General features: G+C 56.6%; 20 protein-coding genes and 1 riboswitch. Of the genes, 4 read left to right on the forward strand and 16 right to left on the reverse strand.

From position 1 onward, the window contains the following. Window positions 1-20 precede the first annotated feature (20 nt). Window positions 21-527, reverse strand: coding sequence for a GNAT family N-acetyltransferase (locus Q8Q08_04780; protein ID MDP2653328.1), 507 nt, complete (start codon window positions 525-527; stop codon window positions 21-23). Between the two features lie 91 nt (window positions 528-618). Beyond that, complete coding sequence (locus tag Q8Q08_04785; GenBank protein ID MDP2653329.1) at window positions 619-2,223, reverse strand: carbon starvation protein A; 1,605 nt, start codon at window positions 2,221-2,223, stop codon at window positions 619-621. A gap of 267 nt (window positions 2,224-2,490) precedes the next feature. Between Q8Q08_04785 and Q8Q08_04790 the strand changes: the two genes are divergently transcribed. Next, on the forward strand, window positions 2,491-3,312 hold the full coding sequence (locus tag Q8Q08_04790; GenBank protein ID MDP2653330.1) for a transporter: 822 nt from the start codon (window positions 2,491-2,493) through the stop codon (window positions 3,310-3,312). Between the two features lie 19 nt (window positions 3,313-3,331). Continuing rightward, complete coding sequence (locus Q8Q08_04795) at window positions 3,332-3,925, forward strand: hypothetical protein (protein ID MDP2653331.1); 594 nt, start codon at window positions 3,332-3,334, stop codon at window positions 3,923-3,925. 124 nt (window positions 3,926-4,049) lie between these two features. Here the strand turns inward: Q8Q08_04795 and Q8Q08_04800 are convergent, their stop codons facing one another. The 3 genes from Q8Q08_04800 to Q8Q08_04810 form a co-directional block, all read right to left on the reverse strand. Next, entirely contained in the window at window positions 4,050-4,415 is a 366-nt protein-coding gene (locus Q8Q08_04800) for a response regulator (GenBank protein MDP2653332.1), read from the reverse strand. Window positions 4,416-4,506: 91 nt separating this feature from the next. Further along, complete coding sequence (locus Q8Q08_04805; GenBank protein ID MDP2653333.1) at window positions 4,507-6,126, reverse strand: ATP-binding protein; 1,620 nt, start codon at window positions 6,124-6,126, stop codon at window positions 4,507-4,509. A 128-nt stretch (window positions 6,127-6,254) separates the two neighbouring features. Continuing rightward, the gene (locus tag Q8Q08_04810; protein ID MDP2653334.1) at window positions 6,255-6,923 is read right to left on the reverse strand and encodes a response regulator transcription factor; all 669 of its coding nucleotides are present in this window, start codon (window positions 6,921-6,923) and stop codon (window positions 6,255-6,257) included. 211 nt (window positions 6,924-7,134) lie between these two features. Between Q8Q08_04810 and Q8Q08_04815 the strand changes: the two genes are divergently transcribed. After that, window positions 7,135-8,391, forward strand: a complete 1,257-nt coding sequence (locus Q8Q08_04815; GenBank protein ID MDP2653335.1) for an MFS transporter — start codon at window positions 7,135-7,137, stop codon at window positions 8,389-8,391. A gap of 159 nt (window positions 8,392-8,550) precedes the next feature. Here Q8Q08_04815 and Q8Q08_04820 read toward each other — a convergent pair whose 3' ends face one another. From Q8Q08_04820 to Q8Q08_04840, 5 genes are all read right to left on the reverse strand, one after another. Beyond that, window positions 8,551-9,318 carry a hypothetical protein gene (locus Q8Q08_04820; protein ID MDP2653336.1) on the reverse strand — a complete coding sequence of 256 codons (768 nt, stop codon included), beginning with the start codon at window positions 9,316-9,318 and terminating at the stop codon, window positions 8,551-8,553. Window positions 9,319-9,467: 149 nt separating this feature from the next. Continuing rightward, window positions 9,468-12,557: an efflux RND transporter permease subunit gene (locus tag Q8Q08_04825; GenBank protein ID MDP2653337.1), complete on the reverse strand. Its 3,090-nt coding sequence runs from the start codon at window positions 12,555-12,557 to the stop codon at window positions 9,468-9,470. After that, window positions 12,532-13,830 (reverse strand): TolC family protein, encoded by a 1,299-nt coding sequence (locus Q8Q08_04830; GenBank protein MDP2653338.1) that lies wholly within the window; start codon window positions 13,828-13,830, stop codon window positions 12,532-12,534. Before Q8Q08_04830 ends, Q8Q08_04825 begins: the two co-directional genes overlap by 26 nt. A gap of 215 nt (window positions 13,831-14,045) precedes the next feature. After that, entirely contained in the window at window positions 14,046-14,246 is a 201-nt protein-coding gene (locus Q8Q08_04835; GenBank protein ID MDP2653339.1) for a cold-shock protein, read from the reverse strand. Window positions 14,247-14,408: 162 nt separating this feature from the next. Next, on the reverse strand, window positions 14,409-15,338 hold the full coding sequence (locus Q8Q08_04840; protein MDP2653340.1) for a lysophospholipid acyltransferase family protein: 930 nt from the start codon (window positions 15,336-15,338) through the stop codon (window positions 14,409-14,411). Window positions 15,339-15,546: 208 nt separating this feature from the next. After that, a riboswitch (cyclic di-GMP riboswitch) is annotated at window positions 15,547-15,642 on the forward strand. A 110-nt stretch (window positions 15,643-15,752) separates the two neighbouring features. On the opposite strand from Q8Q08_04840, the gene Q8Q08_04845 reads away from it, so the two are divergent. Then, window positions 15,753-16,541, forward strand: coding sequence for a response regulator (locus Q8Q08_04845; protein MDP2653341.1), 789 nt, complete (start codon window positions 15,753-15,755; stop codon window positions 16,539-16,541). Between the two features lie 35 nt (window positions 16,542-16,576). On the opposite strand, the gene Q8Q08_04850 is transcribed toward Q8Q08_04845, so the two are convergent. From Q8Q08_04850 to Q8Q08_04875, 6 genes are all read right to left on the reverse strand, one after another. Next, complete coding sequence (locus Q8Q08_04850) at window positions 16,577-17,077, reverse strand: hypothetical protein (protein ID MDP2653342.1); 501 nt, start codon at window positions 17,075-17,077, stop codon at window positions 16,577-16,579. Window positions 17,078-17,207: 130 nt separating this feature from the next. Further along, window positions 17,208-17,711, reverse strand: coding sequence for a response regulator (locus tag Q8Q08_04855; GenBank protein MDP2653343.1), 504 nt, complete (start codon window positions 17,709-17,711; stop codon window positions 17,208-17,210). Window positions 17,712-17,729: 18 nt separating this feature from the next. After that, window positions 17,730-18,152, reverse strand: coding sequence for a DUF4019 domain-containing protein (locus tag Q8Q08_04860; GenBank protein ID MDP2653344.1), 423 nt, complete (start codon window positions 18,150-18,152; stop codon window positions 17,730-17,732). 16 nt (window positions 18,153-18,168) lie between these two features. Next, window positions 18,169-18,837 carry an SdpI family protein gene (locus Q8Q08_04865; protein ID MDP2653345.1) on the reverse strand — a complete coding sequence of 223 codons (669 nt, stop codon included), beginning with the start codon at window positions 18,835-18,837 and terminating at the stop codon, window positions 18,169-18,171. Next, window positions 18,827-19,108 carry an autorepressor SdpR family transcription factor gene (locus Q8Q08_04870; GenBank protein MDP2653346.1) on the reverse strand — a complete coding sequence of 94 codons (282 nt, stop codon included), beginning with the start codon at window positions 19,106-19,108 and terminating at the stop codon, window positions 18,827-18,829. The genes Q8Q08_04865 and Q8Q08_04870 overlap by 11 nt, the downstream gene beginning before the upstream one ends. A 169-nt stretch (window positions 19,109-19,277) precedes the next feature. Then, a complete protein-coding gene (locus Q8Q08_04875) occupies window positions 19,278-20,240 on the reverse strand; it encodes a toxin-antitoxin system YwqK family antitoxin (GenBank protein ID MDP2653347.1) in 963 nt (320 codons plus the stop codon). Window positions 20,241-20,287 lie beyond the last annotated feature (47 nt).

Genomic DNA, 20,287 nt, shown 5'->3' on the forward strand with positions numbered 1-20,287 from the left:
TTGAAAATCCTTTTTCTTCCTCACCCCGCGGCCCTGCGAATGGAATAAACCTCGATCTGTGCGTCCCGGTTGAGATGCCCTTCGATGAACCGCTGAAAGCGGCCCAGATAGGCCATCCCGAGTTTCCGCATGACCCGGCCGGAAGCGGCATTATGGACAAAATGGTGCGCCTGGATTTCTGTGACGGGATAGGCGGAAAAAACATAATCGAGCAGCGCCTGGGCGGCCTCGGTGCAATAGCCGCGGCCCCAATATTCCCGCCCGATCCAAAAGCCGAGCTCGGGAACTTTGACCGGATCATTGAAGTGCATCACACCCGTGGCGCCGATCAACGGTCCACCGTTTTTCAGGGCAACCGCCAGGGACAACTCGTCTCCCTGCAAAAACGCTTCCTGCTGAGTCGCGATCCAGACCCGAGCCGTGTGCTCCTCGTAAGGATACGGGATCCGGCAGGTGTTCTCGGCAAAAATCTTGTCGTTGAGCAGTTGGGACAGGCGAAAGGCATCGTCTGGACGGAATGGCCTCAAAATCAACCGCTCCGTTTGTATGGTTGGAAGTTCCTTCACCTGTCCCCCGGGCGTGAATAAAATCAATAACGATCGACGGCACGTCTCGCGCTTACTTCCTTTTGCGAAACACTTTCAGGACTTCCCACCCCAGAGACAGGGCGCAAACGATCAAGACCAGTGAAACGGCAATCAGCACGATCTGTTTTTTCTGCCAGTAACCCCCCAATTGAAAGACCAGGGCGGTCATGGATGTCGCCAGCATGAACAGCGCCGGCGGCAGCGCGTAACGGATGGGCTTGTTCTTGCCCAAAAGCCAGCAGGTGATCACCAGCAGCGCCAGCGCCGCGACCAGCTGATTGGACGCGCCGAAGGCCGGCCAGATGACCTGCCAGATCGGGGTGTTGACGCTGTCCTTGCCGAGCGCCAGCCATCCGGCCAGGACAACGATCGTGACCGTCGAAAGATACCTGTTGCGGATCCCGGTCAATTCTTCGGCGATATACCGGGCAATGCGCGTGGCGGTGTCCAGGGTCGTGAGGATGAAGGCATTGAGCACCATGATCGCGAACGCTCCCCCCCATCCGCCCAAGAACGAAGACGTCACCTTGCCGAACCCCAGGCCATACATGTTCACCGGAGACGACTTGGCCGCGACATGCGCGTGAAATTCCGCCAGGCTGAACCCGCCGGCCACGATCGCGATCACCAGCGCGGCGAGAAAACCCTCCAGCAGCATCCCGCCGAAAGCGATCTTTTTGGCGTCGGCTTCGCTGGACAATTGCTTGCACGTCGTCCCGCTCGCGATCAACGAATGAAAACCTGAGTTGGCCCCGCAGGCCACGGTGATGAACATCATCGGCCACAGCCACCCCATCGGACTGTCAAACCCGGTAAAGGCCGGGGTGTTCATCGCGGGGCGCGTGACCACAAGACCCGCCACCCCCAGCAAAATCCCGGCAAACAGCAGGTAGCTGGACAGATAATCCCTCGGCTGAAGCAGAATGTTTACGGGGGCTACCGACGCGAAAAGGCAATAAACCAAAAGGACGACCATCCACACGGTCAGGGCGTTGGCGCCCAAATCGATCGGGAACAAAGCGCCGAGTTTCATCAATCCGGCCAGGGCCAGGAGCCCGGCGATCGTAACAATGACCGTGTTGGCGTTGAGCTTATACAAAAAAAATCCGGTAATAACAGCGACCGGGATCAACCCCAGCGAAGGGATGATGATGTCCGGCTCTTTGACAAAGGTATCGGCGGCGAAGTAGGCAAAGACCGCCACGACAAGGATCAGGGCCAGCAGGGTAAAAATCGAAAGCAGAAGTTTGGCTCTCCGGGAAATGGTCATCTCCGCGATATCGCCGATCGAAGTCCCTTTTTCCCGCACCGCCATCATCAGAGACCCAAAATCATGCACGCTGCCCAGGAAGATCGAACCGAACACCACCCACAGCAGGGCCGGCAGCCAGCCCCAGACGGTCAGGGCGATGATCGGCCCGACGATCGGCCCGGCGCCGGCGATGGAGGAAAAATGGTGACCGAAAAGAATCAGCCAGTGTTTGGCCGGAACAAAATCACGGCCGTCACAGCGGGTATGCGCGGGCGTGGGGCGGGAAGGGTCCACATCCCAAATCGATTCGATCCTGCGGGCGTAAAAACGGTACGCCAGGATGAATGCGGCTGCGGCAAAAATAATGAGAGTGAGGGCGTTCATTCTTCAGGTGGCGTAAAACTGGCGGAAAAAATTCCCGTCGAGATCAGGAGACGACCTTTTTCATTATAATGAAAATCCGCCATCCAGCCAGCAAAAAATTCCTGTTTCGGCGACAGGAGTCCCCCTGCCGATGGGCAAAACGTCTCATGAAAAAACTTTTCATGAAGACTTTTTCATTCTTTCTTCATGTTCTTTTCATGTCGATTTTCCTATAATTCTCCCGCAAACACCGAAGAAGGCGACATCGTCCAACAAGGGAGGTTTACCATGCGGCCATTCTTTATCTCATGTGCTATCGCCATGGCGTTATGCCCTGCCGCGGCTTATGCATCCGATGGCAACGCACAGGGGGCTACGTCTTCCTCCCTCCCCCAGAAAGACTGGACCTTCTCCAGTTCCCTCAGTTATGAAACCGGTGACTTTGGGACCAACACGACCACCAACACGGTCTACATCCCTCTCACCTTACGGCGTAATTTCGAGCGCTGGGACGCGGCCCTGACCGTTCCCTACATTTACCAGCAAAGCGGCCCAGGGGTCAGCGCCTTGAGCGGGGTCCCCCTGCGGACAGGCCGTTCAGCGGCCGGCATAAAACAAAAAGCCGACGGGCTTGGCGATATCCTCATGACCGGAAGGTACCGCCTAACGGAACAAGGCGCTTCGGCGCCTTTTGATCTGACCGGTTTAGGAAGGATCAAGTTCCCGTCGGCCGATGAAGACAAACGCCTGGGGACCGGTGAATTTGACGAAACCATCGGCCTCGAGGGCGCGAAAGCCCTGAACGAAACGTGGCGGCTGTACGCGGATCTCTATTACACGTTTATCGGCGAACCGCCCGGGACCGATCTCGACAACGAATTCGCCTATGACCTCGGGGTCGGGTACGCCTTTACAGACCAGACAACGGCCAGCGTATTTTACGAGGGCCGGACCGCCCTGGTTGACGACGTCGATGACCCCAGCGCCCTGGCGTTTTATGTCACGCACGAACCGGACGATGCCTGTGACATCTTCGTAGGGCTCCGTGTCGGCCTGTCGGACGGCAGCCCGGACACCGGAGTCCTGGCCGGAGGCAATGTGCATTTCTAACGCCCAAAGGAGGCCAACAATGAAACATCAATACGCATCATTATTGTTTGCCGTGACCCTGATGGGAGGACCGCTACCCACCCTTCTCGCCGCAGACGACCCGGCGGTTTTCAAGGCCGAAGAGGCCAAGCTGGAAGAGACGGCCGCTCCGATAGAGACCGAGGCCCAGACGAACGAAGGGCAACAGGCCGTCACCCAAAAACTCAAAAACCAATTTCAGGTCGATGACCGGCAGATCAGCAACCTGCGGAACCAAAACATCGGCTATGGAGAAATCGGCATCGTCCTCTCATTGGCAAAACAATTGCCGGGCGGGATCACGGACCAGAACATCCAGACGGTCATGGGCACGCGCCAGAGAGAACACAAACGGGGATGGGGTCAAGTGGCCCGGGAACTCAACCTGAATCTCGGCCGGTCGATCAGCGACGTCAAAAAAGCTAAACGACAGTCCGCTGAGACCGTCTCCCCGCCCGATGCCGAGGGAGCGGCGGGAACAACCGGACCGTCACCCACAAACACCGCCCGGACCGCGGGGCCTGGCAAATCTTCCATGACGGGCAAAGTCCCTAAATCCGTGGCACCCCGGTCCAGCCCTCCCCCAAAACGCTGAACCAACTCCTCCCAAGGAGCCGTAACAAAACCGAAAGCCAGGGAAGCGATTCCCCTGGCTTTCGGTTTTGTGGAGCATCCGGGACAACCGTGTCCGGCGCTTGAACGGCGCCGCCGGACATAGGTCACATGAACAGAATTTCTATCACTTTTTCCATGAGCTTGACCGGCCCCTGGGACTTGTCGTAGTATTCAGTGGCGTCGGGGACCAACTGCCGCTGCCTCTCTTCCGGAAAAACGCTGGCCACCATCACCTTCAAGTGCGGATCATATTCCCGGATCACTTCAAAAATCCGCTGGCCGCCGATCCCCGGCATCCGCAGATCAAGCAGAATCAGATCCACCCTCTCCCGGATCAGCAGATTCGTGGCCTTAACCGCGTCCGGCGCCTCCAGGACGTCAAACAACCGGTTGCCGCCGGACCGGAACAACCGGGCATAATTCTCCCTGATGGCATCTTCGTCATCAATGATCAGAATTCGCTTTTTCATTGGGCACCCTCCTTTTATCTCAAGCTTACATCAGATGAAATGAAAGGAAGGTGAAGATAAAATGAATTTTCTTCATGCGGCGGAGGGCGCGTCAGGCCAGGGGCAGGGTGACAAAAAACGTTGTGCCGCGGCCCGGTTGGCTGTCGATGTCGATGGTCCCGTTATGAATTTTGGCGATGGACCGGACAATGCTCAACCCCAGCCCGCATCCATCGACCGATTCATCACCCCGGAAGAACCGTTCAAAAAGTTTGGGCATGAGTTCCGGAGGGATCCCTGGCCCGGTGTCTGCGACCGAGACAACGACATTTTCCCCTTCAGCCCTGGCACTGATGTCGATCGTCCCCCCCGCGGGAGTGAACTTCAGGGCATTATCGAGCAAATTCAGGAACAAGCGCCGCAGGTGCAGAGGGTCGGCCTTGACCGTCAACAGCTCCCGCGGGAGCATCAGCCGGACATCCAAGCGCTTGCTAAGGCAGAGGATTTTTCCCTGCTCATGGATTTCCCGCAAGAATTCCCCCAGGTCCACCTCTTCAAACTTAAAAAGACCGGGCTGATAATCCAGCCGGGCCAGATACAGCAGCCTCTCAATGGTTCGCAGCATCCGGTCCGTCTCTTCCAGATTGATCTTCAACGCCTTTTGATATTCCTGATGGCTACGGCGGCTCAACAGCCCCACCTCCGCCTCCCCCTTGATGATGGTCAGCGGTGTCTTCAGCTCATGGGCGACCTGATAGCTGAATTCCTCGATGTACTTGAATGATTTTTCCAGCCGCGCGATCATGTCATTGAATGCCTGGCTCAGGTTCTCCATCTCCTCATACGGATGCCAGGTTTTCACCCGGGCGCTCAGATCCTCATGGGTGATCTTCTGCGCGGCCGCGGTGATGATCTCGACGGGGGTCAGTATCCTGCGGGCCAGGACCCGCCCGACAAAACTTGTCAAAAGCAGGATGATCGGCACGCTGATGATCACCGAGTTCAGCCAGTTCAGGGCGGCCTCGGCGATCGGGGTCTGGAAAACCCCGACCTGGAGGATATATTTCCCTCCGTAAAACCCGCAGGGATAGTTGATCAGCCGGATCCGCCGGCGATTGTACGTGACATTCTTGAACGCGGCCCCCCCGCTGGAAGAGAGATCGGCGTTCTGCAAAAACAGCGTCAGGAGGTCGGTCGGCAGGCTTTTCGCCCGAAAAAGGGGCTGTTTGTCCCAGGAGAGGAAATTCACATAATCCTCTTCCAGGTCCAGCCGGTCAATCTGTTTAAACCAGCGGCGCTCGAACCCCATGATCCACCAGCGGCTCAGCCGCTTCCCCTGCTCGGAGATCGTTTTGTCGACGGCAAAGGCCAGGGCGGAGGGGGCCTGGCCCTTGATCTCCAGGTAGGTGTTGACGGTAAAAACAATACGTTCGGCCTTGAGTTTCAACTCGTTGTCCATCTCAGTATAAAGCGTAAAGAAAAGCATCACATACAACAGCCCGCTGAACACGACCAGGATCATGCCCAAGATGACGGTGTACATCACGCTGATCTCAAATTCCAGTGAATTCAACCGAATTTTGGCGGAGGTGGGCCGGCGCAGAAGCCGCATCCCGAGATGCGACGCGGACAACACGGCGCGGCCCGGCATTTTCACCGCGGCCCGGAGACGCCGGAGCACGGCCGATGAGCAGGAGACGACGGTGGGAAAAAGACGCTTGAACAAAATCATAGGGAAAAATTCTTAACCCCAGCTGCCCAATCGCATGGCTGGGCAAGGCGCTGGGATTAATTTCTGCCTGTCGGCAGGCAGGCGGCCAGCGACTTACGTTCGCTATCGCTCCGTAAATCGCGGCCTCATTAATCCTTGAGAATGTATCCCGTTCCCCTAATCGTGTGGATCAGTTTCAGCTTGGACCCGTCATCAACCTTGCAGCGGAGATTGCGGACATGGACGTCGATGACGTTGCTGAGGCTGTGAAAATCCTCGTGCCAGACATGTTCGGAAAGCATCGTACGGGTCACTACCTGGCGGGAATGGAGCATAAAATACTCAAGCAGGGCGTATTCCTTGGTGGTCAGGACAATCTTCTTCCCGGCTCTGCGGACGTCGTGGCTGAGCATGTTCACATGCAGATCGGCAAGAGTGAGGTCGCTGGTCTTCTCGCTGCGGTTGCGGCGAAGCAGGGCATGGACTCTGGCGAGGAGTTCTCCGAACGCGAAGGGCTTGCTCAGATAGTCGTCCGCACCGCAGTTCAGGCCGTTGATCCGGTCCTTCACGGCGTCCCGCGCGGTCAAGATCAGGATGGGGACATTGATCTTTTTATTGCGGAGTTCTTTACAAACGGCGAGGCCGTCTTTTTTGGGGAGCATGAGATCAAGGAGGATGAGATCATAGGGGTTGACCTCAGCCTGGAACAGGCCTTCTTCGCCATCGCGCACCGCGTCCACAATGAATTTCTTTTCCGTCAACCCGCGCTTGATGAACGCCGCGATTCTCAGCTCATCTTCGATCAGAAGGATTCGCATAACGGCCTCCCCTTTTCTCACACAAACGTCAATTCAAGCGAAACCATTTTACTCAGGAACAGGGAAATAGACAAGAAGAAATTATGCCCAAGGGCAACAAGGCCGGAGATGCCCGGGGCCAATGACCACGATGGGAAATGGCCACTGTGTTGACAAACTTCCCTGGCGGTATTAGAGTATAGACCTTTACATCATCCATCAATCATATCCTATGAGCCCACCGCAACGTCACGCGGCCCTGGCCGCCCTAAAACTCCCGGAAATCCGTTATTTTCTGGGATCGATCGCGTTTTTTACCCTGGCCAACCGGGCGGCAATCGTTGTCATCGGCCTGCAAATTTATCAGATCACGCACAGCGCCCTGGCGCTGGGGATCCTGGGACTGGTCGAAGCCATTCCGGCGATTTCCCTGTCGCTATACGGCGGCTATGTGGCCGACCGGTGGGACCGGCGCACGATCCTGCTGGCGACCCGGTCGGTGTCGGTCCTCTGCGGCCTGCTGCTGGCTCTCATCACTTTCAATCTTCACGCTGTCCATGTGTCGGCGCTGTATGGCGTCATTTTCCTGGCCGGCATCGCGCGGGGGTTTGCTGACCCGGCCATGACCGCGTTTGAAGCCCAGGTCGTGCCCAAACACCTCACGGTCAACGCCACCTCCTGGATCGGAAGCACCTGGCTGTCCTGTTCGGCGATCGGCCCGGCGCTGGTGGGGTTCGCCTATGAGGCCTTTGGCCCGGGAAGAACCTATCTGGTCATCGCCGCCGGGTTTGCGATGTCCTGGATATTCACCTGCCGGATCCCGGCCAAGCCCTATCCGGCCATCGCCAAGGACGAATCTATCTTCAAGAGCATCAAGCTGGGCGTCAAATTCGTGCTCAAAGAGCAGGCCCTGGTCGGCTCCATGGCCCTGGACCTGTTTGCCGTCTTGTTCGGCGGGGCCGTGGCGCTCCTGCCGATCTTTGCCACGGACATCCTGCATGTCGGCGCGCGCGGGCTGGGTTTTCTGGAAGCGGCGCCCGCGCTGGGGGCGCTGATAGTGATGCTTTGGTCCACACACCATCCGCCCATACGCCGTGCCGGCCGCAACCTGCTGTTGTGCGTGGCCTGTTTCGGCTTCAGCATTATCGTTTTCGCCTTCTCGAGAAATTTCGCGCTGTCGCTGCTCGCTCTGTTCTTAAGCGGAGTCTTTGACGGGGTGAGCATGGTCATCCGCCGCTCCATCCTGCGTTTGATGTCGCCGGAGCACATGCGCGGCCGGGTGGCGGCTGTGAACTGGATCTTTATCGGGGCTTCCAATGAAATCGGGGCTTTTGAGAGCGGCCTGGTGGCTCACTGGATCGGCGTGATCCCCTGCGTGTGGGCCGGCGGCGTGGTGACCCTGCTGGTGGTCGCGGTCACCGCCCTGGCCGCGCCACGATTGAGGAACCTTGGTTTTGATCCCAAGAATCTGGACATAAAGAATAATTAAACAAGAAACAGGATTCAACCCACCAGCCGCGCTTCTCCCCTCCCGCCTGCAAAATCGGCGATCTTGTCGACTTCATTTTATTCAAGAGTATTTTATAAAACAAAAGGTGCCTGGAAGAGGGGGATCGGGGAATTGGGATTAAAAAAATGAGACCCGTCTCTACTTTTTGATATCGGCGATCTCGTGGAGCTTTCTGACAGCCAGGCCGGCCTCACGGGCTTGCTGGAGGGCCCGTTCAAGCCGGGCGGAGGCGGTGCGGCCCAGGCATTTGTGCTGGGGGTCGCCGTCAAAGGCCCTGAGCATGCCGGCGACGAGTTTTTCACGATTGAACGCCCTGCCGGTGAGCCACTCCTGGACATCGAGGACATCATTCGCCACGGCTCGGGCAAGATCCTGGTGCCTGGACCAGAGCTCTTGCACGGTCCCGCCGGCGACCAGACCGGAAATATTGATGGTGAGAATGTAGAGATTCTTAAGAACGAGCTCAAAAAGAAGGGCATCGGTCCCCGGAAGGACCGTGCAGGGAATGCCCAAAGAGCCGAGCGCGTCATGGACCAGCCCGGCTTGCGGGCCGAAAACCGGGGATGGGATCAGAACCTTGAAATCCTGTCCCGGCTTTTTCTCGAACCAGACCGAAATGACCGTCGGATCATGCAGGCCGTGCGTTGTCCAGTCCCGGGGCAAAAGCTCATTCTGCAACAAGATCAATTTCTCGCGCCACGCCGAGGGCAAAGCTTCCAGGACAGCCGGCAGATCCTTCTCCCCCACGCCGACGACAACCGCTTCCAATTCCGCGATCTCGCGGGCCGCGTCGTTGAGGTTCATGGCCCGGGTGACCGGATAAACGGGGTAGCCGGTCTTGAGGAGCCCCCGGGCAAATACCCCTCCCATCTCGCCGATGCCCACTAAAATAACTGGCTTATTCATGGCCTCCCCCCCTCTGGCCTGCTTCCCAGGCACTTACTCAAATCGAAGTGATACTCCTGTTTTAGTTCCCCTCATGGACCTGATCACAGCCGATTTTCAGTTGCTTCGACTCCCCTTCTTGCGTTTCCTCCGGTGTTCTGAAATCTGAATCATGCCGCTTCCCCTTCGCGGGGTTGATATGAAGCGCGGATCATACTGTAAACCGCCGGGACCACAAAGAGCGTAAAAAACGTGGAAACGATCATCCCCCCGATAACGGTGATGGCCATGGGGCGCAAGGCCTCGGCGCCTGGCCCCAGGGCCATCGCCGGCGGAAGCGCGGCGGAAATGGTGGCCAAAGACGTCATCAAAATCGGCCGCAGGCGCATCGGGCACGCCTCCAAGAGAGATTCCCGCAAGCCCTTGCCCTGGTCCCGCAGTTGATTGGTAAATTCCACAAGCAGGATCGAGTTCTTCTTCACGATCCCCATAAGAAGGATAATCCCGATAAAACTGTAAATGTTCAACGACTGGCCGGTCAGCCACAAGGCCAAAAACGCTCCGGAAAGACTGAAAGGCAGGGCCAGAAGGATGATGAACGGATCTTTATACCCGTTGAACTGCGACGCCAGGATCATGTACGCCACCAGCACGCCCAGCCACAGGACAAAGGACAGGCTGGAAAAGGACTCCTGGAACGTCTGGGTGCTGCCCCGGAAAACGGCCCGGTAACCTTCCGGCAGAATTTCCTTCGCGATTTTCTGCGCCGCTTCAATGGCCTGGGCCTGGGACTTGTCCGGCGCGACGTTGGCGTGCAGGGTCACGGCGCGCTCGCGGCTGCGGCGGTTGATCGTGGTGGGCGTTGATTTCTCTTTGAGAACAACAAGGTCTTTTAACTGCACGAGCTCCCCGTGATCGTTCCAGACCCACAGTTTCTGGATGTCCTCGGCCTGTGCCCGCTGGGACGGAACGAGCCGCACCCGCACGTCATACCGCCGGCCGCCCTGGGTATACCGGCCCACCCGTTCGCCGGCGATCATGGCATTGACGGTGCGGGCGATGGACTCGATGTCCACCCCCCGTTCCATGGCCAGGGTGCGGTCGGGATAAACCTGGATCTCCGGGATCCCTTCATCGTAATCGCTGTCCACATCGGTCATCAATCCCGTGCCCGACATCTTCCGGGTCATCTGCTCGCTGAACGCGATCAGCTTGTCCCGGTTGGGCCCCAGCAGGGTCAATTCAATCGGGTACCCCCTCTGGCCGGAGAGTCCGCCCGTTGATGGGTCCTGGATCCTGGTCTCCAGGCCGGCGATCTTGCCGAATTCCTTGCGGAAATACGCCATGATGTCTTTCTGCGTGGGACGGCGCTTGTAAGGCGGCGTCACCGGCCTCTCGTGCGGCTCTTTGAGGATCACAAAAATCTGTCCCGCGTTGACTTCCCCCCCGCCGAACCCGCCGATGGCGCAAAAATACCTTGCCACTTCGGGACGGCTTTGCAGAAAGGCCTCGGCCTCTTTGAATTTTTCATCGGTGAAGTCGATGGAAGACCCGGTCGCCGTTTTCAGACGGCAAAAGAACATGCTCTGGTCCTGCGGAGGGACGAATTCCTTGTTCAAAAATTTGACCAGCAATAGCGACGCGAGAAAAAACGCCAAGGACCCGATGACAACAAACCCTTTCCGGGACAATGTCCACTCCAGCCCGTCGTGATAAGCGGCCGCCAAACGTTTGAATCCGCGGTCGACGGTTTTCCCCAGCCAGGTCTGGTGTTCGCCCACCTCCAGGAACTGGGAACAACGCATCGGCGTCAACGTCAGGGCCTCCAGCAGAGAAATGGCGACAGCCACGGAAATCGTCAGCCCGAACTGAAAAAAATACTTTCCCATGACCCCGGACATGAACGCGACCGGGAGAAAGATCGCGATGATCGCCGCGGTCGTGGCCATGGCGGCGAAGGCGATCTGGTTCGCCCCCTTGCGCGCGGCTTCAATCCGCTCCTCCCCTTTTTCGCGGTGGCGCACGATGTTTTCCAAGACCATGATCGCGTCGTCGACAACGATCCCGATGGCCAGAGAAAGCGCCAGCATCGTGAAGGTGTTGAGCGTGAATCCCAAAAAATAAATAAAGATAAACGTCCCCAGGATCGACGTGGGGATGGCCAACAGCACGTTGATGGTGGCTGTCCATGATCCCAGGAAAAGCCAGCAGACCACGGAGGTGACCAGGGCCGACAGCAAGAGCGTGAATTTCAACTCTTCAATGGCCTGCTTGACGAATTTTGTGCGGTCCACGGTCAGGTTCAGCTTGATCCCTTCCGGCACGTCCTTGCGGATCTCCTCGAGACGTTTGAGAATGCGTTCGCCGACAGCCACTTCGTTGACCCCGCGCTGCTTGCGCATCCCCAGGCCCACCGCCTGCCTGCCGTTGGTGCGTGAAATGCGCCGGATATCAGCCAGGCCGTCCTCCACGGTCGCCACGTCTTTGATGAAGATGGGCTTATAAATCGGCTGCCCGCCCCGGCGGGTGATGGGGATATTCTCAAATTCCGCGACGTTCAGCGCCTCGCCCATGGCGCGGACGTTGCGTTCGGTGGTCGACGTCTCCAGCCGCCCGGCGGGGCGCTCGACATGGCCCTGTTCGATGGCGGTGATCACGTCCAGCACCGTCAGCTGATGTTCATTCAGCTTCACGGCGTCGATCCACACGCGCAGGTTCCTTTCCAAAAATCCGCCCATGAACACCTCGCCCACGCCGTTGACCGTGGCAAACTGGTCTTCCAGATGGTTATCCACGTAATCCATCAGATTGCGCAACGGGATGTCCGACGTGGCCGTCACCCACATGATGGGCTGGTCTTCAGGGTTGGTTTTGGTGACGATGGGGGGATCGATATCATCGGGAAGCCGACGCTGGGCCTGGGAAAGTTTGGTCTGAATTTCTTGGACCGCCACATCGATGTCGCGTTCCAGCTCCAGTTCGACGGTGATGCTCGCCTGGCCCTGCCGGATGGATGAGGACATGTCCCGAATGCCCTGGACGGACATCAGGGCTTCCTCCACGACATCCACCACGTCGGTCTCCATGACTTCGGGCGCGGCGCCTTCCCAGGTGACGCGCACCGAGACCACCGGAAAATCCACGTCCGGCAGGCGGCTGATGCCCAGCCGCTGAAAGCTGATCCAGCCGAAAGACATCAGCCCCAGCATCAGCATCCAGGCGAAGACGTGGCGTTTAATCGACAGGTCCGAGAGTGTCACGCAATTCTCCTGTTGTCACCAGCAGGTTCCAATAAAGGCGCTTGGTATCCTTGGCGGCCGCGGTCCAGGCCCGGCGCATCTCCTGCAGGTCTTCCAGGGCCTGCAGGACATCAAGGTTGTTGACCAAATTTTTGCGGTAATCGTCCAGCTGGAGCCTGTAGTTTTCATCGGCCGCGTCGTAAGCCGCGCGGAGGGCCTTCTCCTTGAGTAATGCCACTTCCAGATTGGTGTACACGTTCTCGATCTCCAGGGCGGCCCGACGGCGCGTTTCCAGGTAAATTAACTGCGCTTTGCCAGCGGAGGCCTTGGATTCCCTTACCTTACCGGTGTTCTCCCCGCCCCGGAATACCGGGACATCAATGGACAGCGTGACATCCCAGTCAACGCCCGAAGAATTCCCTACGCGCTTGTCGTAATAGTTCCCATCGAGGCTCACCTCCGGGAAAAATCCGGCTCTTGCAACCACGATTTGTTTCTGCGCGACCTTCCATGCCTCGAACGCGGCCCGGACGTCATCCCGGTTTTCGGCCTTGGCAAGATCATTTCCTTTGACGGGGACCGCTACCGTCTCCAGGTCGTCATGGATAGAAACAATTTCCTGCCCGGTCAAAAATCCCAGCAGTTGGCGCGCGATCATCCAGTCGCCTTTGACGGATTCCAGATCGGCCTCGATGCGGCTCAAGCGCGCCTGGGCGCTGGCCACTTCGCTGGCCCGGGAACGGCCCAGATCAAAACGTTCTTTCAGTTCCTTGACCCGGTCCACCAGCGCCTGACGCACCTCGGACAGAGTTTCCACGTCCTCCTGATAACTCAAAAAGAAATAAAACGCGTCCGCCACATCCACGAAAAGCGTCTCCTCGGCGCGGCGTTTCTCATGCCGGCGCTGGCGCTTTTCGGCGCGGCTGCCGGCGATGGCGGCGAATTCCTTGAAACCGGAGAACAGCGGCTGGCTGAAGGTAAATTTTCTTTCCGGGACTTCACGGAGAGTGAAACCGTTGGCGTTGCTCCTCCCGTCCTGCCGTCTGTCCGAATAGATGTAGGTGACGTCCGGCAGGACCCCGCTCAACGACTGCAAAAACCGGCCTTCGGCTTCTTCAATGGATTTCTGCTGAATGGCGACGGTTTCGCTTTGCCGAAGGGCCCAGCGATAGCATTCTTTCAAAGTTAATGAGGCTGCGGAGGCGTCAGACGGAGTTCCCGGGACAGGGGCCGCCCAGGACAAGCTGGCGCGCAGAATAAAGAGGAAGGAAGAAAACAGAATGACTGGCCGCATCGGGTTTCCCCCTGAGCAAACGTTGAAAAACCGTTGTATTATAAATGAAAATCAAAAAATTGTATATCCCTATCGGAGGAAACGGCAGGGTTGCCGCCTGAAAAATTCTGGAAGGATACCGCGGCGAGCATGAGAGGGGGAAAAAAGCTGCGGACAGAAAAAGGGCCCGGTGATTGTGTCACCGGGCCCCCTTCAAGGACAAGCCTTGGGGTCGATTACAACTTTACGACATCGACGGCCTGTTCGCCTTTCGGGCCGGTCGTGATGGAAAATTCCACCTTCTGGCCTTCTGCTAATGATTTATAACCTTCACCCTTGATCGCGCTGTGATGCACGAAGACATCGTTGCCCGACTCCGGGGTAATAAATCCATAGCCTTTTTGGTCGTTGAACCATTTGACTGTACCTTTGGTCATGTTACGTTCCTCCTTTCCTGAGGTAAATTCGCGAGTAAATATCGGCACAATAAAAAAGCCGCAAGGCGATTCAACTTCCGCCTTCCGGCTTCTAGTGTTGTCTCCTCTACTTACTGCTTCTATTCGTACTGGAAGTAATTATGGCCGAGGTATCTATGTTTGTCAAGAGATTTTTTTATCTGCTTTTTCCGGCTCCTGGCCGGACTTCCACCGCCGGTGGATCCACGCCCACTCCTGCGGCGCCCGTCGGATCTGTTCTTCGATGATCCCGGTCAAGGCCTGGACATTCGCCTTCACTGTCGCCTCCTGATCCCCGAGAATCACCATCTCGTGCGCTGGCAGGATCTTCACGCAATGCCGGCCGGCGCCGGTACGGAAAATGAACATGGGGACCATCGGTGATCCTGCCCGGGATGCCAGGACCACCGGACCGGTCGGCGTGGACGCGGGCCTCCCAAAAAAGTCCACCATGATCCCTTCATCGCCGAAATCCTGGTCCATCTGGATCAGTACGATGTGATTGCCCCGCAAATGGGCCAATGTCTCGCTGATCGCCCTTTTCCGGGGGAAGGAATGGATCGTTTCGATCCCGCATCTACTTTGCAGGTCGTTCAGATATTTTCCCACCGCCGGGTCCCGCATCGGGCGGGACATGACATAGATCGGATAACCCGTCTGGGCCAGCTTCAGGTGCAGGAGAGGAAAATTGCCGAAATGGGCCGAGATCGCCATGACCCCCCGGCCCTGCGCCAGGGCCGCGTCCAGATGGGATATTCCTTCGACGGTCACGTTCCCCAGAGACGACAAATGACTGGAGAACCACATGGTCTCCAGCGCGCCCCGTGGCATGTTGATAAAAAAACTCCGCGCGATACCGGCCCGCTCCCGGCGGGAAATATCCGGAAAGGCCGCGGCCATGGTCTGCCGCGCAAGCCGCCGCTGCGACGAGCTGCAAATATAAAAAAGACATCCGGCCACAAACCCGATAGCGGACACCGCCCCCAGGGGCAGACAGCGGATCAACGCCCGCGCGGCCTTCATCACCCGCACCAGCACCCGCCCCCTTTTCGCTCTTTCGGCTGCCTTGTCCATACCTCCCGAAATCCCCGAACAAAATTCTTATCTCCCGCCAATTTTAATTATGCTCATCCTAACAATTTACGGGGGGAGTGTCCATCACTAAAAAATATACCGCCGGGAAATCCGTCCTTTCTCTCCCAGAGATGCCTCCGGGGACCCGGGACAAACCGCGTTGAAATCTGCGTCAAAATAGTTTATATTTGTCATAGAGAGTCCTATGGTATGATAAAGGCAAACCCATCGTAAGGTGGGGACGCAAAGCTATAGGGCCCGCTCGGAATCTTTGCGGATTCCAGGGGGGCAGCCAGTTGCCATATCAATCGGCATCGACAACTATGTCTGGTAATGACTGCCTATCCTCTGTTTATTTGGGATAGGTTTTTTATTTTAACGGCAACACAAAAAGGGGCGTCAGGAGGCAGTGCCATGAAAGGGAAGATCCTGATCATTGATGATGAAAAAGAGATGGCGCAGTTCATGAGCTGGCGGCTCGCCCGGGCGGATTTTGATTCCCGGCTGGCCTTTGACGGCCAAGACGGGCTGACCATGCTCGAGGAGGAAGAACCGGACCTCATCCTCACGGACATCGTCATGCCGAAAATGGACGGCTACACCCTCTGCAAAACGCTCCAGGAACGCGGCACCCTGTCGAAAATCCCGGTGGTCGTGATGACCGCTTACGCCAACAGGGCAGAGGATTTCGAAGGGATGGGCATCCAGGCGTTTCTGGTCAAACCTTTCGACGGGCAGAAGCTGGTCGATGTCATCGAACAAATCCTCGATAAAAAATCCCGGGCAGAGTGTCACAAAAAAGTTCTTCTCCAAGACGGCCTGGAGGCGGGAGTGCCTTTAGCCCTCAAACAATTCCGGGAACTCGGGTACGACGCGCAGGTGGACGTCATGAAGGAAGAGGATAATTTTATCGAAGAGATTTTACGGCATCATCCGGATGTCCTGATCCTGGACGCCTCGCGGCCAGGCGTTCCGGCGCATCAGATCATCCATTCCCTGCGCTCCTACGTGCTCCTGCAGGACATGACGATCCTGTTCTATCTCAAAAACAAGGGTGAAGAACCCAAAGGATGGTTTCGGAAGGGGAAAAATAAGCTCCTGGAAGAAACCAAGGCCGCCTGCCTGAAGGCCGGGGCCGTGAAGTATCTCGACTCGATGGACCGGGAAGCGTTCTTGTCCGTGCTTTTTGAATACTGCCGTTGACCCTCAACCCCAAGAAAAAGCCGCCGGGATCGACGTCACAGCGGCTTGACATTCATCAGAAAAAAGCCCTCTTTCCTCTTCACGACTGAAAGCTCAAATCTGATACCGTCGGCGTTTTTGCAGAAAATCGGGCCGGCAAAGGTCCCGGCGGAAAGATACGCGCTCACCTGTTTGGAGACCGACGGCGGGATCTCCTGCCCCTTGTCAAACAGCCGGTATTTCAACCTCATGGATTTTCCGGGCATCAGCATGTCCACCGGCTCAAAGCTCATCCGCAAAACCTTGGTGAATCCGGCCTCGACGTTCAGGTCGATCTCGCCGATCCGGATATCGCGGATCCCGCAGGACCCGTCGTTCTTTAAATAAAGCCCCAGATCGTGCGGATCGAATTCAAATGTCAAAGACGGCGTGACCCTCTTCTTGATCTCCCGCGACAAGGCCCTCCACAAAAGAAGGATGACCAGCAGGCAAAAGCACAAAGCCACGGACAAAATCAGGATAATTTCATCCTGGGAAAACTGGTAAGCGGTCATCATTCCTCCGTCTGCTGCTGTGGCGACTTATTCGAAAATCATTTCCTTTATCCTATCAATCCACGAAGCCCTTGTCCATCACAAGCGCAATGGATGGGTCGGGCGGGACAAAAAATCCCGGCGGGGGCAATATTTACCGGGCCGGGCCTTCCCTACCCTTCACCTCATCCTCCCCCAGGGCCGTGGAACGGGCGAACACGTCCCCCAGGACCTGAAGAAGGGTTTCTCTCGTAAAAGGCTTGGCGATGAAATCATCCACACCGTAGGCCTTGGCGGCCGCTTCGGCATGGCGTTCGGCAGGGACGTCCCCGCGATCGCGGACAACGTCGCGGTTCGGCTCCCATTTCCAATTGTCTTTCTTTTCATGATAGACCATCTCTCCAAGCCCGCTGGTCACGACGAGCAATATCCCCCTCGTCTCCGGGGCGCTCCTGAGGACTTTGATCAGCTCCGTCCCCTTCATGCGGGGCATGACAATGTCCATGAGGACCAAATCCGGGTTCAGGGTCCGGCAGAGGTCCGGCACGCCTTCCGGAAGGTTCGTTGATGTGACCTGATAAAGCCCGGTCTTCTCCAGGCATTTTTTCATCATGTCACACAACTCCAGCTCATCATCCACGACAAGGATCTTCTTCATCGTTGCGCCTTCTGAAAATCATTTTATATAATACCCCGACACCTTCCAGATATTGTCCGTATCCAGCATGGGCGTGATGGTCTCGACCATGGATTTGCCGTCGCTAAATGTGACCTGAAACTGGATAACAACGTATTCCCCGGCAGGGGCGCCGGGCAGCGCCGTCAGATAATTGGCTGTTTGGACTTTTCTGTGCAGCACATCCCCCAGGGGCCCCCGGGCCCTTTCCAGCATGGCGATCCATTGGTCTCTGCCGGCGGCATTTTTGAATACCGGGGCGGCCGTGTCCCAGCTCTCCCCCCACCGGCCGGTGTCCACCAAATCCAGCCATTGCTTCGCCGCCTCAACAGCGGTCTGGACCTTCTCCGGCGTCCCGGCGGCCGCGGATCCCGCCATCAGCAAACTTCCCGCAACAACAACCATCATCCATAAATTTTTCATTATCGCCTCCTTGAATTCAAACCGCTGATTTCTTTTCCTTTTTCCAGACATAAAACGAATAGGCAACGGGGATGACGGTCGTTAAAACGACCCCGGCGACCATGCCGTAAACCGTGACGGCGTTGCCCCATTTCATAACAGGCCCCAGGATCATGAACAGCCCCAGCGCCACAAACATCCATCCCGCCAAGCGATGCGTTTTATTCCAGGATTGTTCGCTGGACAGGGTCCACGGCGTTCGGAACCCCATCAGAAAATTGCTGCGGATCTTTCCCATGAAATTGCCGATCACCAGGAACAACGACCCCATGGCCATGAACATCACCGTTGACACGTTGACGGAGCGGCCCAGGGCATGCAGGACAATCAGCCCGTGCGCCAGGGCCATGATCAGGAATACGCCGATGAAAATCGTGTTATAGACCTTGATGGAACGCATCAGGTTTTCTTTGCGCGGCTCAATCAGAGGGATCAGCAGAAACAACCCCAGGACAAGCAGCGAAATCTTGGGGATGACCCAAAGCGCGATGGATTTATTGGCGAAACCGTCCGGACTGCCGTCCATGCCCCAATGGATCGGTATCAAGGCCTCGTTTGCGACCCGAGCGTCCGCAAAGACCGACAACCCTGCCATTACAAACAAAATTCCCACAACAGGCCAAATGGATAAATTTTTAAAGTTCATTTTTCATCCCTCCCTGAATTTTAAAGGCGCTCATCAGCGACAGCAGGGCTTCCTCTAATACTGAGACATTCAGGCAATACATGATCGTCGTCCCCTGCTTGGCACCCTGGATGAGATCGGCCTCTTTCAGCACGGAAAAATGCTTGGATAAGGTCGGCTTCGTCAGATCGAAATGTGCGGCGATGTCGCCCGCGGACAAATCTTTCTCCCGCAGGAGTTCCAAAATTTTCCGCCGCGTGGGATCAGACAGAGCTTTGTAGATCTTGTTCATGCCTAAAGTTTGCCATAAATCTAATTAGATGTCAAGCTAATTAGATAAAAAGCTAACAATTGGTACGGATAAATTAACAAGACATTGCAATTATTGAACTTATAGAAAACCTCAGCTTGTTAGCCAAAGTCTATCATGCCATTGAGAACTTCACTTCCTGACAGAAAAATCATTTCCTTTGACGTCGCATCTCTTTTTCCAGGGTTTCGCGATCCATGGCATTCTCCCAGACTTTGGTTCTTTGGGCGGCATCCATTTCCTCTTCAAAATTCTGGTCATATTTCAAGACGCCGAACTCATCATACGTTTTACGATTGACGCAAATCCCGCTCCGATACGTGTCCATGAACTGCAAGACACCGGACTGGTCATAGATCTTGTCCGTCCCTTCCTGCACATCATCCTTATAAGATATCTCGAAAAACAGAATCCCCTTTTCATCATAGGCCCTGTGCACGCCGTTCAGCTTCCCGTCTTTATAAATTTTTTCCTGGTGGGGGATGCCATTGTCGTAATAGGCTTTGTAAAGGCCGTCGATCCTTCCGTCCCGGTAGACCGCCTCCTGCTCGATCTGGGCGTTTTCATAATACGTGCGGAAAAGACCCGTGATTTTGCCGTCGATGTAATGCGCCTCCTTTTTGAGAACGCCGTTCGGAAAATATTCCCTGTAGGTGCCGTTGAGGCGTCCCTGCTTGTAGTCGTCTTCCAGGGCGTCGGCTTTCGGCCTGACGGACGCCGCGGCCCGCGCTGACCCCTGATCGGGCTGGCCGGCACCGGCCGCGCCCTGGCCGGACGCGGGACGGTAGTTCCTGACAACCAGCTCGCTGAAAAACTGGTGCAGCCCTCCCCGGATCTTTTTCTCTTCCCCGTCAAGGATGACGAACATCACGGTAAAAACAGAAAAACCCAGCACGTAGACGAGGGCGATCAACTTCCCGACAAAAGAATCATTGATCTCCAGGTTGTTGACCAGATACTCGGCCAGGGCTTTGGGAAGATAATAAACCATCAGGTACCCGATACCCAGGACCAGGCCGAAACCAGCCATGGCGATCATCAGGGCAAAGATGTTGACCCGCAGGCGGGCGGGAAGAGGTGGAGGGGAAGGACGGCTTGTCGTCTGGGATGTCATGGGCGGCAATCCAAATTGATCTGTTGGCTTATCGCATTATAATACCC

The sequence above is a fragment of the Candidatus Omnitrophota bacterium genome (genome assembly GCA_030688425.1).
In the GTDB taxonomy this organism is placed as follows: Bacteria; Omnitrophota; Gorgyraeia; order Zapsychrales; family JANLHA01; genus JAUYIB01.